We start from the raw sequence: 15,343 nt of genomic DNA, 5'->3' as shown, positions 1-15,343 counted from the left end.
GTTTGAATCATGAGTTTGCTCAATATCGGGATGTCGGGGTTGAACGCGAGTTCATCCTCTCTGGCTGTGACAGGTAACAACATTGCCAACGTCGACACCGCCGGTTATTCACGCCAGCAAACCGTGCAGGGCACCAAGTCCTCGATTCAGTACGGTAACGTGTTTATTGGTACCGGTACGACCCTTGCCGACGTGCGCCGGGTGTACAACTCCTACCTCGAATCGCAGCTGCACACCGCCACCTCGCTGAGCAGCGAAGCCGACGCCTATGGCGCGCAGGCGACAGCACTGGACGGCTCGCTGTCCGACACCAACACCGGCCTGACCGGCGTGCTGCAGAAGTTCTTTACCTCGATGCAGGGCGTATCGACCTCGGCCACCGACGACACTTCGCGTCAATCGGTGCTGACCGGCGCGCAAGCCCTGACCAGCCGCTTCAACGCACTGGCCAAGCAGCTCAACGACCAGAACACCACGATCAACGGCAACCTTGGCGACATGGCGGCCCAGGTCAACAAACTGGCCACCTCGATTGCCAATCTCAACCAGAAGATCGGCGAGATTTCCACCAGCGGCGGCCAGCCGAACGATCTGCTCGACACCCGCAACGAAGCCGTGCGCCAGCTTTCCGAGCTGGTCGGCGCGCAGGTCGTCGAACGCGGCACCAGCTTCGACGTTTACGTCGGCAGCGGTCAGCCGCTGGTTGTCGGTAACACCACCAACACCCTGAGCACTGTGCCGAGCAAGGATGACCCGTCGCGCATGGGCATCCAGATGGATCGCGGTTCGAGCACCATCGACATTACTTCGGTGATCAGCGGTGGCGAAATCGGCGGTCTGCTGAGCTATCGCAAGGAAGTGCTCGACCCGTCGCTCAATGAGCTGGGTCGTGTGGCGCTGGTGATCGCCGATCAGGTCAACCGCCAGCAAGCCCAGGGCATCGACAAGAACGGTGACTTCGGCGCAGCGATTTTCAACAACATCAACAGTGCCGCGCTGATCAGTCAGCGCAGCATTGCCCAGGCGGGCAACAGCGCGGGTTCAGGCAACCTTGACGTCACCATCAAGGACACCGGCAAGCTGACCACCAACGATTACCAGGTCACTTTCACCAGCGCGACCAACTACACGGTCAAGCGCTCGGACGGCACCGACATGGGTTCGTTCAGCACCACGACCACACCGCCTCCGGTCATCGACGGCTTTACCCTGGCCCTCAATGGCGGTGCCCTGAGCGCCGGCGACACCTTCAAGGTGACCCCGACCCGTGGTGCGGCCTCAAGCATCCAGACCGTGCTTACCGACCCGAAAAAAATCGCGGCGGCGGCACCGTTGACCGGCGTGGCCAGTGCCAATAACTCCGGCACCTACACCCAGCCGACACTGACCGACACCATCGACATCTACAACCCGACTTCCCAGGCCGAGTTGCAGAACGCGCTCAAGTATTCGACCCCGGTCAAACTGGTGTTCGGCGCGGTCGCCAGCGGTAGTCAGTCGTACAACATGGTCGACGCCAAGGGCAACACCATCGGCACCGGGACCATCGTGCCGGGGCAGGCCAACACCCTGAACCTGAAGATCGGCATGGTCGACTCCACCGGCGCTCCGGTGATGGACACCAGCGTCACGCCGAACGTGCAGAAAACCTTCACCGTGCAGACCACCGTGGGCGCGACGCCGAAGGCCGGCGAAACCTTCACCATCAACCTGACCGGCGCGGCGTCTTCGGACAACCGCAACGCCCAGGCGCTGGTCGGCCTGCAGACCAAGCAGACCGTGGACACCGGTTCGGGCAGCAAGGGCATCAGCCTGACCGACGCCTACAACAAACTGGTGACCAACGTCGGTACCAAGGCCGCGCAAAGCAAGTCCGACATCGAAGCCACCACAGCCATTCTGGATCAGGCGCAGGGCGCGCGTGATTCGCTGTCTCAGGTCAACCTGGACGAAGAGACCGGCAACCTGGTCAAGTATCAGCAGTACTACACAGCGTCTTCGCAGATCATCAAGGCTGCGCAGGAAACCTTCGCCACGCTGATCAACAGTCTTTAAGGAGTCGTAATTCATGCGCATTTCCACCGCTCAGTATTACGCGACGCAAGCTGCTCAATATCAGCGCAACTACAGCAAGACTGTCGCGACCGCGAACGAAGCCAGCAGCCTGCAGCGCATCAACACCGCCGCCGACGATCCGATCGGCGCCGGTCGCTTGCTGAAGCTCGGCCAGCAGGCCGCGATGCTCGATCAGTACAAAGGCAACATCGATACCACCAAGAGCGCGCTGACCGTTCAGGAATCCACGCTGACGGCTATCACCGATGCCTTGCAGCGCGCCAAGGAAATCGGACTGGCAGCCAACAACGGCATTGCCACCGACAAGGACCGCCAGGCTTACGCCGCCGAACTGAGCCAGATCCAGCAACAAGTGCTGGGCCTGATGAACTCCAAGGATGCCAACGGCAACTACCTGTTCTCCGGTTCGAAGACCGACACCGCGCCGTACTCGCAGAACGCCGATGGCACCTACACCTACAACGGTGACCAGACCCAGATCAACCTGGGCATTGGCGACGGCCTGTCGGTGGCCACCAACACCACCGGTTGGGATGCTTTCCAGCAGACGATCAATACCGCCCGGACCCAGACCACCATGACGGCTCCGGCGGTCGATGACGGTCGTGTGGTGCTGACCAACGGGATCGTCGGCACCGCTGCGACTTACAACGCGAAATTCACCGCCGGCCAGCCGTACACCGTGGATTTCATCAGCAGCACTCAAATCAAGATCACCGATGCCCTGGGCAATGACGTGACTTCCGAGGCCAGCCAGAACGGTCTGATCAGCAACAGCAACGGCGCCAACCAGACGGTCAGCTTCCGTGGCGTCGACATGAAGCTGAACATCAACCTCAAGGCCGGCGATACCAACCCGGACGCGGTCATTGCCGGTCACAGCTTCCAGCTGTCGGCTTCGCCGGACTCGTTCACCGCTTCGCGCAGCCCGGGCAACCCGTCGACCGCGGTCATCACCGGTTCCAGCGTCACCAACCAGGCAGCCTACGACGCGGCCTTCCCGTCGGGTGGCGGCGCAGTCCTGAAGTTCACCAGCGCCACCGCGTTCGACCTGTACGCGGCGCCTGTCACTGCTGACAGCAAGCCGATCTCGTCGGGTACCGTGGCTGGCGGCAACGCCACGGCAGCGGGTGTGACCTTCGCCCTCGGTGGCACGCCGGCGGCCGGTGACCAGTTCTCGATCCAGTCCAACAACCACCAGACCCAGAACGTGCTCGACACTCTGGGCCAGATGGTCACGGCACTGAACACCCCGATCGACGGTGACCCGGTGGCCAAGCAGAAATTCCAGGGTGCGATGGAAGCCGGCCTCGGCAACATCGACAGCGCCGCCAACCAGATCGGCAGCGCGGTAACCTCCATCGGTGCTCGCGGGCAATCGCTGGATGACCAGAGCACCACCAACCAGAGCCTGCAGCTGGCAAACTCCACCACCCAGGGCACGATCCGTGACTCGGATCCGGCCGAAGTGATGACCCGCCTGACCTTGCAGCAGACCATGCTGCAGGCCTCGCAACTGGCGTTCAGCAAAATCTCTCAGTTGGGCCTGTTCAACAAGATCTGATGCCTGAGCGGGCGCGCAAGCGCCCGCTTGCTCAGATCGCTCTGTATCATTTGTCTTTTTTTGCGGTTTCATAGGGCTCGCTGTTCCGGGCGGGTTCCCGCCGCTTGCGAGTCCGCCGTGAATTCACTTCCCCTTGTCAGCCTCGTCATCCCTGCCTTCAATCCGCGCTTTTTCGAGCGGACATTGAACAGTGCCGTCAGCCAGACTTACAGCCCTCTGGAAATCATCGTCTGTGATGACAGTCGGGGTCCCGAGATCGAACGCATCGTTGCGTCGGTCATCGAGGAGTCCGGCGTCGAGGTGCGCTACGTGCGCAATCCGCGCACCCTGGGAATGATCGGCAACCTCAAGGCATGCCTGAGTCAGGCGCAGGGCGAATTCATCAAGTTCCTGTGCGACGACGATCACTTGTATGCCGACTGCATCCGGCAGCAGGCCCAGGAGATGATGCGTGAAGAGGTCAGGCTGGTACTGGCCCAGCGACTGTTCTGGGATGCGCAGGACATCATCCTGCCCGCGCGCCTGGAAAACACGTCGTTGTCGCCGCACAGCGGTCTGTTCAAGGGCGACGATCTGCTGGGCATCTTCGAGAAATTCCCGGTCAACGTCCTCGGTGGATTCACCAACGCACTGTTCCGGCGTGCCGACGTTGAAGAGCTGTTGCCGGCGCTGACTCAGGAAGGTCACCGCTTCGTCGCGTCGCTGGACTTTGCCCTGTACGTCTGCCTGCTGCGGCGCGGCAATCTGGCGGTGTCCAACAACGTGCTCAGCGCCGAGCGGCTGTACCCGGAACGCCTGAGTGCGCAACAGCCGATGAAAGACGCGCTCGAGGTCGAGCGTGAGTGGATGCTGCAGATGCTCAAATCGCGCAGCGGCGAAGCAGCGCCGGCGCCGGGATGGGTTCGCTATGTCCCGCTGAGCAAGGCCGATGAGTCTCCGCGGGTCTGGGAAGAGCTGCCGCTGAGTCGCACCCTGGGCTCCAAACAGAGCCGTCAGGAGTGGAGTGTCGGCATCGACAGCTGGAGTTTTGCCGAGCTCTACGCTCAGTGGCTCAATTGCCGAGTGCTGACTGAAGGTCAGCGCACGTTGCTGCCGGAAACCCTGGCCGGCTGGTCGCATCAACCACGGATCGTGCCGATTGTCATCGACGGGCAGGGCAGTCGTGACAGTGTCGAACGCACACTGGCGTCGCTCGCCGCTCAGGATTATCCGCCGGAGCTGATCCTTGTCCTGTCCGCCTCGTGTACCGAAACCGAGCTGGACGGGCGGGTGTTCCGCATGCCTTTGCAAGACGACGGCATGGAGCAGATCAATACGCTGCTGCCGCAACTGGCGGGAGCCGACTGGTTCTACCTGTTGCAGGCGGGTGATCGGCTGGTGGCGCCGGCGTTGCTGGTCATGGCCGAGCGCATCGTGCATTGCCCGTCACTGAAATGTCTGTACAGCGACGAGGGCAGCTTGCGTGACGGGGAGTCGGCAGAACCTGCGTTCAAGCCGGATTTCAACCTCGACCTGATGCGCAGCTACCCTTATGTGGGCCGGGCACTGGCGTTCGAGCGTGAGCGTTTTCTGGCGCTCGGTGGTTTTGCACCTGACTTCGCTCAACTCGCGCCGCACGATGTGTTGTGGCGTCTGGTCGAGAGCGATGGCACACAGGTTGTCGGCCACATTGCCGAGGTCATGCTGGAGTCGCCTTTCGACCTGTCGAAGTGGCTGGCGGCCCCGGGCGTCCTCGAACAGAATCCGCGCGTGCTCGAAGCGCATCTGCAGCGTCTGGGTCTGGCCCATGACATTCGCCGTGGCAGCTGCGAGCTGCTCAATCGTGTCGACTATCATCACGCCCGGCGTCCGCTGGTGTCGGTCATCATTGTGACCCGGGACCAGACCGCCGCCTTGCAGCGTTGCGTCGAGACGCTGCTGGAAAAAACCGCCTACACCGAGTACGAGCTGCTCCTGGTCGATAACGGCAGCACCAGTGCCGAAGCGCTGGCCTGGCTGGACGGCATGGCGCAGTTGGGCAGCGATCGGGTTCGCGTGCTGAATTTTGCGCAGCAGGGCAACGCAGCCGCCACGCTCAACTTTGCGGTAGGTCAGGCCCGCGGCGAATACGTGCTGATGCTCAATACCTTTGCGGTGATCACCCAGCCCGACTGGCTGGACGAACTGCTCAATCATGCGCAGCGCCCGGAAGTCGGGGTCGTCGGCGCCAAGTTGTACAATCCGGACGGTTGTGTGCTGCATGCCGGCCTGATTCTGGGCATGCAGGGCGCTGTGGGATTGCCCTTCTATGGTCAGTCGCTGCAGGCGGACGGGTACATGTTCCGCTTGCAGGCGGTGCATGACCTGAGTGCGGTCGGCGGTGATTGTCTGATGATTCGCAAGGCTGTCTACGAAGCTGTCGACGGGCTCGACGAACAGGATCTGGCGCAGGCCCTCAATGTGGCGGATCTGTGTCTGCGCGTCGGCCGGGAAGGTTACCTGGTGGTCTGGACTCCTTATGCCATGCTGGCCCTGGGCGCGCGGCCGACGGCCGAGGCCACGGCAGAAGAAGAGCAACTGCAGATTCAGGAGCACGAAACATTCTACAAGCGCTGGTTGCCACTGATTGCGCGCGATCCTGCGTTCAACGTCAATCTGGCGGTGCAGGGTGTCGGTGCGACCAGCTTCAGTCTGGAGCCGGGCCTGCGTACCGGCTGGAGTCCGTTTTCGCGCAAACAGTTGCCGAATGTGCTGGCGGTGCCCATCAACGCTTCCGCCATTGGTCACTATCGCATCAGCCAACCGATGATCGAACTGGAGGCGGCCAACCGTGCCGAGGGGCGGATCTGCTACGGTTTGCCTTCGATCATCGACATCGAGCGGCAGGCCCCCGATGTGATCGTATTGCAGGGGCGCTATTCGGAAAGTGCCATCGATGAAATTCCACCGCTGAAAAACTTTTTCAACGCCCGGCGGATCTACGAGCTCGATGACTATGTCATCGATGTCCCTCATCGCAACGCGCACATTCGCAACATGCCGAACAAGCAGGAAATGGAGCGGCTGGTGAGACGGGCGATCGGTCTGTGCGATCGGGTGGTGGTGTCTACCCAGCCGCTGGCCAACGTTCTGTCGGACATGCATCACGACATCCGGGTCGTACCGAACATGTTGTCGCGGCACTTGTGGACCGACTTGCGCAGTCAGCGTCGCACCTCGAAAAAGCCGCGGGTCGGCTGGGGCGGCGGCACCAGCCACCACGGTGATCTGGCGGTGATTGCCGATGTGGTCCGTGAACTGGCAAACGAGGTCGACTGGGTGTTTTTCGGCATGTGCCCGGATGACTTGCGTCCGTACATGCACGAGTTCCACGGCGTGATCCCGCTGGATGTGTATCCGGCGAAACTGGCCAGCCTCAACCTTGACCTGGCCCTGGCACCGCTGGAGTTCCACATCTTCAACGACTGCAAGAGCAACCTGCGCCTGCTGGAGTACGGCGCGTGCGGCTACCCGGTGGTCTGCACCGATACCGAGGCCTATCAGGGTTACCTGCCGTGCACCCGGGTCAAGACCAACTCCACCGAGGAGTGGCTGCAAGCGATCCGTATGCACCTGGCTGATCCGGATGCCAGTTACCGCATGGGTGATCAGCTGCGTGAAGTCGTACTGCGCGACTACGTGCTGCGCGGCGACAACCTGCGGTACTGGGAAAACGGCTGGCTGGCGGACTGACCGGCACTGCTGAAAAAAAGGCGACTTTCGAGTCGCCTTTTTTGCGTCTTCAACATTCCGTTTGTATCAGTATCGATACTTTTTTCACCGCAGAGCCTCAAGAATCGGGATTTTCCTGTCGATACTTCTCTATTCGCTGACCTCGGACGGTTGCTGCTGGCGTGATCGGCTTGTGCCCGTGAGGCAGGTTTCCCGATTCAACAACAACGCAAGGAAGACGCAAATGTCAGTAGTGAATGGAACGAGTGAGGCAGATGTCCTGTCGGGCACCGATGGCAATGACGAACTCTATGGAATGGAGTCGGACGATGTGTTGCTGGCAAGTGCGGGCAATGATCTGCTGGATGGCGGTGAAGGGTTTGATACGGCGAATTATTACGCCTTGTCCTCGGGGGTGAGCGTCGAGTTCAACGATACCTCGACGACCGTCACTGCCGCTGACGGCAAGGTCGATACGCTGATCGGCGTGGGGCACTTTTCAAAATGACACCTTCACCAGCAATGTGGCCGGCGTGACGCTGGAAGGCAGTGCCGGTGACGATGTGTATATCGTCGGCAGCGAAGGTGTAACGATCATCGAGGAAAACTATCTCGGCTACGACGAGCTGCGCACCAGTCTCAATACCATCAAGATGGACCCGTTCATCGAGAAGCTGACCTTTACCGGCACGGGCGACTTCAAGGGTTACGGCAATGCCAGCGACAACGAGATCATCGGTGGCACCGGCAACGACTGGCTGTGGGGCGGCGCCGGCGCTGATCACTTCGTGGGTGGCGAAGGCTTCGATACCGTCAGTTATAGCGACAGCCTTGAAGGTGTGAAGATTTCTGACTGGACCAACGACGGCTCGAGCATCGCCTATGGCGATAGCTTCACCAGCATTGAAGCGATTCAGGGTTCAAACTTCGACGACACCCTGTACCTGTTTGATGGTGCGATGATCGTCGATGGCGCCGATGGTTATGACACCGTGAGTTATCTCAACGCCTTTGACGGGGTCGACATCCAGATCGGCAATGGCGGTGGAACAACTGACGCCAGACTGCTGAATGTGGAGAAGGTCATCGGCACCTGGTTCCGCGACCATCTCACCGCCAACGTCGGCGGTCTGACCCTGGTGGGTGGGGCGGGCGATGACGTTTACACGATCAACAGCGAGGGCGTGATCATCGTCGAGGAGAATTTCCCCGGCGGCACCGATCAACTGAACACCAGCGTGTCGTCGATGCATATGGCAGCGTTCGTCGAGAACATGACTTATACCGGTACTGCAGACTTCACCGGGTATGGTAACGACCTGGAAAACACCATCATCTCCGGTGCCGGCAATGACGTCCTGTCAGGTGGTGCAGGTGCGGATCGCTTCGAAGGTGGTGCGGGTATCGACATCGTCAGCTACGACGACAGCACTGAAGGGTTGTACGCTGTTTTGAACTGGAGCATGCAAACCGGCATCGCCCTCGGTGACACCTTTATCGATATCGAAGGCCTGCGCGGCAGCCGGTTTGGTGATCACCTGTACGGTGACTCGGGTGACAACATCCTTGAGGGTGGCGCTGGCTTCGACTTCATTTTTGGTGGGGATGGTAACGACCACATTTATGGCGGTCTGGCGTCCGGTCTCGATGAGCAAGGCTATAACTCCGATTTGTTGTCGGGGGGCGCCGGTGACGACGTCATCATCAGCGATTCCCATGATACGAACACCCTCGCCAGTGGCGACGAGGGTAATGACACCATTACAGTGTTCGGCGGGGATGCTCGCGGCGGGGCGGGTAACGATGTCCTGACGGGCGCAGAGCGCAACTACCTGCTGACCGGCGATGAGGGTAATGATCTGCTGATCCTCAATCTTGCCGGTCAGTTGCATTCTGGCGGCAGTGCCTATGGCGGTACGGGTGATGACACCTACGTGGTGAACACCACCGGGCTGGTATCGATTCAGGACGAGGGCTGGGATATCAATGACACCCTGATCCTGAACACCATCGCCAATATCAGTCAGTTGAACGTCACCCGCATCGGTGACGACGCCTATCTGCATGGCGCCAACGACGGCAGCACCGGCGTTCCCGACAGCGGTGTGAAACTGCAGGGCTGGTACGCCGGGTACAACAACATCGAGCATATGCAGACCGCTGACGGTCAGGTCTACGACCTGCCGGCCACGGTCGACGGATTTGCGATGTTTGGCTGATCCGCCCGATTGATTGAAACAGCTTGGTGAAAGGGATGAGCCCGGCAACGGACTCATCCCTTTTTCATGCCCGGAGTTCCCGCCGACGCAGGGCTGGCGGAGCTGGCGCGTTTCCTGCAAGTCCCCCTCAAATCGCCATAAAACGAGCGCTCGCGGTCATTGACCTGCGCCCGGACTGGCAAAGGTTCAGCCGCAATGGCCCGCAATGGCGAGGCCGAGCCCTGTGACGCAGAAGAGGGGAGACGATGAAGGCAGTTATTTTGGCGGGTGGCCTCGGCACGCGCATCAGTGAAGAGTCGCACCTCAAGCCCAAGCCAATGATCGAGATCGGCGGCAAGCCAATTCTCTGGCACATCATGAAGCAGTATTCCGCCCACGGAATCCACGATTTCGTGATCTGCCTTGGCTACAAGGGCTACGCGATCAAGGACTTCTTCGCCAACTACTTCCTGCACACCTCCGACGTCACGTTCGACATGCGCAACAACCGCATGGACGTGCACCAGAACTACAGCGAGCCGTGGAGTGTCACCCTGATCGACACCGGCGAGGAAACCATGACCGGTGGCCGTCTGCTGCGTGCCGGCCGTTACCTCAAGGACGAAGAGGCGTTCTGCTTCACCTACGGCGACGGCGTCTCCGACATCAACATCGCTCAACTGGTCGACTACCACAAAGGTCATGGCCGTCTGGCAACCGTCACCGCCGTGCAGCCGCCGGGCCGCTATGGCGCCCTTGAGCGGCATGGCGATCAGGTGCTCGGCTTCACCGAAAAACCGCGCGGCGACGGCGGCTGGATCAATGGCGGCTTCTTCGTGCTGTCGCCAAAAGTGCTGTCTTATATCGCCGGCGACGAAACCACCTGGGAAGCCGAGCCGCTGGCTCAGTTGGCCCAGGACGAACAACTGAAAGCCTTCGAGCACGAAGGCTTCTGGCATCCGATGGACACCCTGCGCGACAAGAACCATCTCGAAGCGCTGTGGCAGAGCGGGGAGGCCCCATGGAAGCAATGGGTCTGAGTCCGGAGTTCTGGCGCGGCAAGCGGGTTCTGGTCACCGGTCACACCGGTTTCAAGGGCAGCTGGCTGACCCTGTGGCTGCAAAGCCTCGGCGCGCAAGTCAGCGGTTTTTCCCTCGATCCGTCGACCGAGCCGAGCCTGTTCGAACTGGCGCGCGTGAGCGAAGGCATCAACGATCAGCGTGGCGACCTGCGTGACCTCGGCGCCTTGCTCGAGATCATCGCCGACACCGAGCCGGAGATCGTCCTGCACCTGGCAGCCCAGCCGCTGGTGCGCGAAGGCTATCGCGATCCGCTCGGCACCTATTCCAGCAACGTCATGGGCACTCTGAACCTGCTCGAAGCGATTCGTCAGGTCGGTTGTGTGCGGGCCTGCGTGCTGGTGACCACCGACAAGGTCTACGCCAACAAGGAATGGCTGTGGCCGTACCGCGAGGACGAAGCCCTCGGTGGCCACGATCCTTACAGCAGCAGCAAGGCCTGCTGCGAGTTGCTGGCGCAGTCTTATGCGGCATCGTTCTTCCCGGCCGACAAGTACGCCGAGCACGGTCTGGCCCTGGCCACTGCGCGAGCCGGCAACGTGTTGGGCGGCGGTGATTTCGCCCCTGAACGCCTGATTCCCGACGTACTGAAAGCCTGGTCGGCCGACGAACCGGTGACCCTGCGTTACCCGCAAGCCGTGCGCCCGTGGCAACACGCGCTGGAACCGCTGGCCGGTTATCTGCAACTGGCTGCCGGCCTCTATGAAGATGGCCCGGAATACGCTGGGGCGTGGAACTTCGGCCCAGGTGAAGCGGACATGTGCAGCGTCGGCGAAGTGGTCAAACTGCTCGCCCACCGCTGGCCTCAGGCCCGTGGCCTGCGCATTGAAAAGAGTGACCTGCACGAAGCCGGCCTGCTGCGCCTGGACAGCAGCCGCGCCCGTCAGGTGCTGGGCTGGCAACCGCGCTGGTCGTTGCAGCAATGCCTGACCCAGACCCTCGACTGGCATCTGGCATGGCAGAACGGCGACGACATGCGCACCGTGACCCTCGGCCAACTGAACCTGTACCGGGGCGCGCTGTGAGCGAGTTTTCCTTGAAACAGTTACCGCTGGCAGGGTTGTTCAGCGTTCAGCACAAACGCTTCGAAGATCAGCGCGGGCACTTCGCCCGCCTGTTCTGCGAGGGCAGCCTGAAGGCGTTCGGCAGTGAATTTCACATCCGCCAGATCAACCATTCCTGCACCCGCGAGAAGGGCAGCGTGCGCGGTCTGCATTACCAGAACGCCAACGCCCCGGAAGCCAAGTTGATCACCTGCCTGCGCGGTGAAGTGTGGGACGTGGCGGTGGACCTGCGCCCGGATTCCGAAACCTTCCTGCGCTGGCACGCCGAGCACCTGAAGGCCGGCGACGGTCGCAGCCTGCTGATTCCGGCCGGCTTCGCCCACGGTTTCCAGACCCTCACTGAGGATGCCGAGTTGCTTTACCTGCACAGCGCCGATTACGCGCCGGAGCACGAGGGCGGACTGTCAGTGAACGACCCACGGCTGGCGATCGCCTGGCCGTTGCCTGTCAATAATTTGTCAGCGCGTGATTCCAGCCATCCCGCGCTCGATCAACACTTTGCTGGAGTGCGTCTATGAACTGCCGTGGGTGCGCCGCACCGCTGAGCCTGCCGCTGATCGACCTCGGCACCTCGCCACCGTCCAACGCCTATGTGCATGCCAATCGGCTGGAGCAGGCCGAACAATGGGTGCCGCTGAAGGTTGCCGTGTGCGAGCAATGCTGGCTGGTGCAGACCGAGGATTACACCTCTGCCGACAGCCTGTTCGACGCCGAGTACGCCTACTTCAGTTCGTTCTCCAGCACCTGGCTGGCCCACGCCGAGCGTTATGTGGCCGCGATGGTCGAGCGCTTCGGCCTGACCGCCGACAGCCGCGTGGTGGAAGTCGCCGCCAACGACGGCTACCTGCTGCAATACGTGGCCGGTCGCGGCATCCAGTGCCTGGGTGTCGAGCCGACCCGCAGCACCGCGCAAGCGGCACGGGAAAAAGGCCTGGAGATCCGTGAACTGTTCTTCGGTCGCGATACCGCCGCACAGCTGAAAAGCGAAGGCTGGGGCGCCGACCTGATGGCCGCCAACAACGTGCTGGCCCATGTGCCGGACATCAACGATTTCCTCGGTGGTTTCGCCACGCTGCTCAAACCGACCGGTGTCGCCACTTTCGAATTCCCGCAATTGCTGACGCTGATGGCCGGCGCGCAGTTCGACACGCTGTATCACGAACACTATTCGTACCTGTCGTTGACCTCCGTACAAACGCTGTGCGAGCGCAATGGTCTGGAAGTGTTCGACGTCAGCCAGTTGACCACCCATGGCGGATCGCTGCGGGTGTTCGTCCAGCGCAAGGACGGCGAACGCCGGGCCGTACAGCCGGCCGTGCAACAACAGTTGCAGGCCGAGCTCGACGCCGGGGTGAAAACCGCCGAGTACTACGCGACGCTGGCGCCGGCTGCCGAACGTATCAAGCATGACCTGCTGCGCTTCCTGTTGCAGGCCAAGGCCGATGGCAAGCGTGTGGTCGGCTACGGCGCTGCGGCCAAGGGCAACACCTTGCTCAACTACGCCGGGGTCAAGCCGGATCTGCTGGCCTGGGTCGCCGACGCGAACCCGCACAAGCAGGGCAAGTTTTTGCCGGGCAGCCGCATCCCGATTGTCGCGCCGGCGCAGATCGATATCGAGAAGCCGGATTACGTGCTGGTGCTGCCGTGGAACCTGCTGCATGAAGTCAGTCAGCAACTGGCTCAGGTGCGTCAGTGGGACGGTCGCTTCGTGATTGCCGTGCCTGAGTTGAGCGTGCTGTGAAAGTTCTAGTCACCGGAGCCACGGGCTTCGTCGGTCGTCATCTGGTCGCAGCGTTGCTGGCCCGTGGCTGCACGGTGCGGGCGGTGGCACGCGACGCGCAGAAAGCCGCGGACATGCCGTGGATCAAGGACGTCGAGTTCGTGAGCACGGATATTCACGCGGCGGATCTGAATGTCGCAGCGCTGACCGAGGGTGTCGATGCGCTCGCGCACCTGGCCTGGCCGGGGTTGCCGAACTATCGGGCGCTGTTCCATTTCGAGCACAACCTGATGGCCGACTATCGCTTCATCAAAGGCGCGGTAGAGGCGGGCGTGCAGCAGGTGCTGGTGACCGGCACCTGCTTCGAATACGGCATGCAGAGTGGCCCGTTGAGCGAACAGAACGACGCGCAGCCGGCCAATCCTTACGGTCTGGCCAAGCACACCCTGCACCTGTTTCTGCAAAATCTGCAGCAGGAGCATTCGTTCACCCTGCAATGGGCGCGGCTGTTCTATCTGCACGGCGCCGGGCAGAACCCCAACAGTCTGTTGGCCGCGCTGGACTGGGCAATCGATGCTGGCGATGCGACGTTCAACATGTCGGCCGGTGAACAGTTGCGCGATTTTCTGCCGATTGAAACCGCTGCCGGTCATCTCGTCGCGATCCTGCACAAACGCGATTTCGACGGCACGATCAACTGCGCCAGCGGCCTGCCGGTTTCGGTGCGGGCGCTGGTCGAACAGCGCCTGCGTGAGCGCGGCGCGAGCATCGGTCTGAACCTCGGCCATTACCCGTATCCGACCCACGAACCGCTGGCGTTCTGGGCGGTGACCGAGCGCTTGCAACAGTTATTGGGAGAGCCGCAATGAGGCACGAATTGTATCGGGTCACCGACCTGCCAGTGCTGCAGAACCGCACCTTTGCCGATCCCGAATCGGCGAAGGCATCGGCCAGCGCCGACATGCTGCTGGTGCAGGATGAGCGCAGCGGGCTGATCTTCAATGCAGCGTTCGATGCCGACAAACTCAGCTACGACGCCGACTACCAGAACGAGCAGGCCCATTCCGGCCAGTTCCAGAAACACCTGAGCGATGTCGAAGGCATCATTGCCCGGCACTTCAAGGGTCAGGAGCTGATCGAAGTCGGCTGCGGCAAAGGTTATTTCCTCGAGCTGCTCAAAGGCCTGGGCTACCGCATCACCGGCATCGACCCGGCCTACGAAGGCGAGAACGCCGACGTGATCAAGGCCCCGTTCACCCGTGGTCTGGGCCTGGAAGCGGACGCCATCGTGCTGCGTCACGTGCTGGAACACATCCAGGATCCGCTGAGCTTTCTGGCGGTGATCGCCGAAGCCAATCAGGGCGGTGGGCAGATCTACATCGAAGTGCCGTGCTTCGACTGGATCCTCGAACACCGCGCCTGGTTCGACCTGTTCTACGAGCACGTCAATTACTTCCGCCTCGACGACCTGCGCCGGATGTTCGGCACCGTGCACGAGGCCGGTCACCTGTTCGGTGGCCAATACCTGTACATCGTCGCTGACCTTGCCACGCTGCGCCTGACCCCCGAACAACCGGTGCCGCGCCTGGCATTGCCGGACGATTTCACTGCCAGCCTCGAGCGCGCGGTGCAGATCATCCTGGGCGCGCCCGAGCAAGGTTCGGCGATCTGGGGCGCCTCGTCCAAAGGCGTGATCTATTCGCTGTTCCTGCAACGCGCCGGCGTGGCGGTGGACCGGGTGGTCGATATCAACCCGGCCAAACAGGGGCGTTACCTGCCCCTGAGCGGCGCCCGGGTGTCCTCGCCGCAAGAGGCGATGGACGCTTTGCCCGAGGGCGCCAACCTGTTTGTGATGAATTCCAATTACCTCGAAGAGATCAAGCGGATGACCGGTGGACGCTACGTCTATCACGCCGTCGACAGTGCTTCGTTCCAGTGACCCTTGAGATTTT

11 protein-coding genes are annotated in these 15,343 nt (G+C 61.6%); all 11 read left to right on the top strand.

Features of this window, described 5'->3' with window-relative positions; genetic code table 11:
• Positions 1-9 precede the first annotated feature (9 nt).
• The 11 genes from flgK (at position 10) to CAF63_RS00835 (ending at position 15,330) form a co-directional block, all read left to right on the top strand.
• A complete protein-coding gene (gene flgK, locus CAF63_RS00880) occupies positions 10-2,055 on the top strand; it encodes a flagellar hook-associated protein FlgK (protein WP_085683023.1) in 2,046 nt (681 codons plus the stop codon).
• A gap of 13 nt (positions 2,056-2,068) precedes the next feature.
• On the top strand, positions 2,069-3,640 hold the full coding sequence (locus CAF63_RS00875; RefSeq protein ID WP_085683022.1) for a flagellar hook-associated protein 3: 1,572 nt from the start codon (positions 2,069-2,071) through the stop codon (positions 3,638-3,640).
• A gap of 117 nt (positions 3,641-3,757) precedes the next feature.
• The gene (locus CAF63_RS00870; protein WP_085683021.1) at positions 3,758-7,351 is read left to right on the top strand and encodes a glycosyltransferase; all 3,594 of its coding nucleotides are present in this window, start codon (positions 3,758-3,760) and stop codon (positions 7,349-7,351) included.
• 223 nt (positions 7,352-7,574) lie between these two features.
• Positions 7,575-7,838 carry a hypothetical protein gene (locus tag CAF63_RS28920; protein ID WP_256574473.1) on the top strand — a complete coding sequence of 88 codons (264 nt, stop codon included), beginning with the start codon at positions 7,575-7,577 and terminating at the stop codon, positions 7,836-7,838.
• A gap of 25 nt (positions 7,839-7,863) precedes the next feature.
• Positions 7,864-9,549 (top strand): calcium-binding protein, encoded by a 1,686-nt coding sequence (locus CAF63_RS00865; RefSeq protein ID WP_256574472.1) that lies wholly within the window; start codon positions 7,864-7,866, stop codon positions 9,547-9,549.
• 245 nt (positions 9,550-9,794) lie between these two features.
• Complete coding sequence (gene rfbF / locus CAF63_RS00860) at positions 9,795-10,568, top strand: glucose-1-phosphate cytidylyltransferase (protein WP_085683020.1); 774 nt, start codon at positions 9,795-9,797, stop codon at positions 10,566-10,568.
• A complete protein-coding gene (gene rfbG, locus CAF63_RS00855) occupies positions 10,550-11,632 on the top strand; it encodes a CDP-glucose 4,6-dehydratase (protein ID WP_085683019.1) in 1,083 nt (360 codons plus the stop codon). The genes rfbF and rfbG overlap by 19 nt, the downstream gene beginning before the upstream one ends.
• Positions 11,629-12,189 carry a dTDP-4-dehydrorhamnose 3,5-epimerase gene (gene rfbC, locus CAF63_RS00850; RefSeq protein ID WP_085683018.1) on the top strand — a complete coding sequence of 187 codons (561 nt, stop codon included), beginning with the start codon at positions 11,629-11,631 and terminating at the stop codon, positions 12,187-12,189. The genes rfbG and rfbC overlap by 4 nt, the downstream gene beginning before the upstream one ends.
• Complete coding sequence (locus CAF63_RS00845; protein WP_085683017.1) at positions 12,186-13,412, top strand: class I SAM-dependent methyltransferase; 1,227 nt, start codon at positions 12,186-12,188, stop codon at positions 13,410-13,412. Before rfbC ends, CAF63_RS00845 begins: the two co-directional genes overlap by 4 nt.
• Complete coding sequence (locus CAF63_RS00840) at positions 13,409-14,260, top strand: NAD(P)-dependent oxidoreductase (protein WP_085683016.1); 852 nt, start codon at positions 13,409-13,411, stop codon at positions 14,258-14,260. Before CAF63_RS00845 ends, CAF63_RS00840 begins: the two co-directional genes overlap by 4 nt.
• Positions 14,257-15,330, top strand: coding sequence for a class I SAM-dependent methyltransferase (locus CAF63_RS00835; RefSeq protein ID WP_085683015.1), 1,074 nt, complete (start codon positions 14,257-14,259; stop codon positions 15,328-15,330). The genes CAF63_RS00840 and CAF63_RS00835 overlap by 4 nt, the downstream gene beginning before the upstream one ends.
• Positions 15,331-15,343: the final 13 nt, after the last annotated feature.

Origin of the sequence: Pseudomonas sp. B20(2017), assembly GCF_002113125.1 — a bacterium.
In the GTDB taxonomy this organism is placed as follows: domain Bacteria; phylum Pseudomonadota; class Gammaproteobacteria; order Pseudomonadales; family Pseudomonadaceae; genus Aquipseudomonas.
Note: the sequence above shows the minus strand (reverse complement) of the source record. Positions and strands in the feature narration are given on the sequence as shown.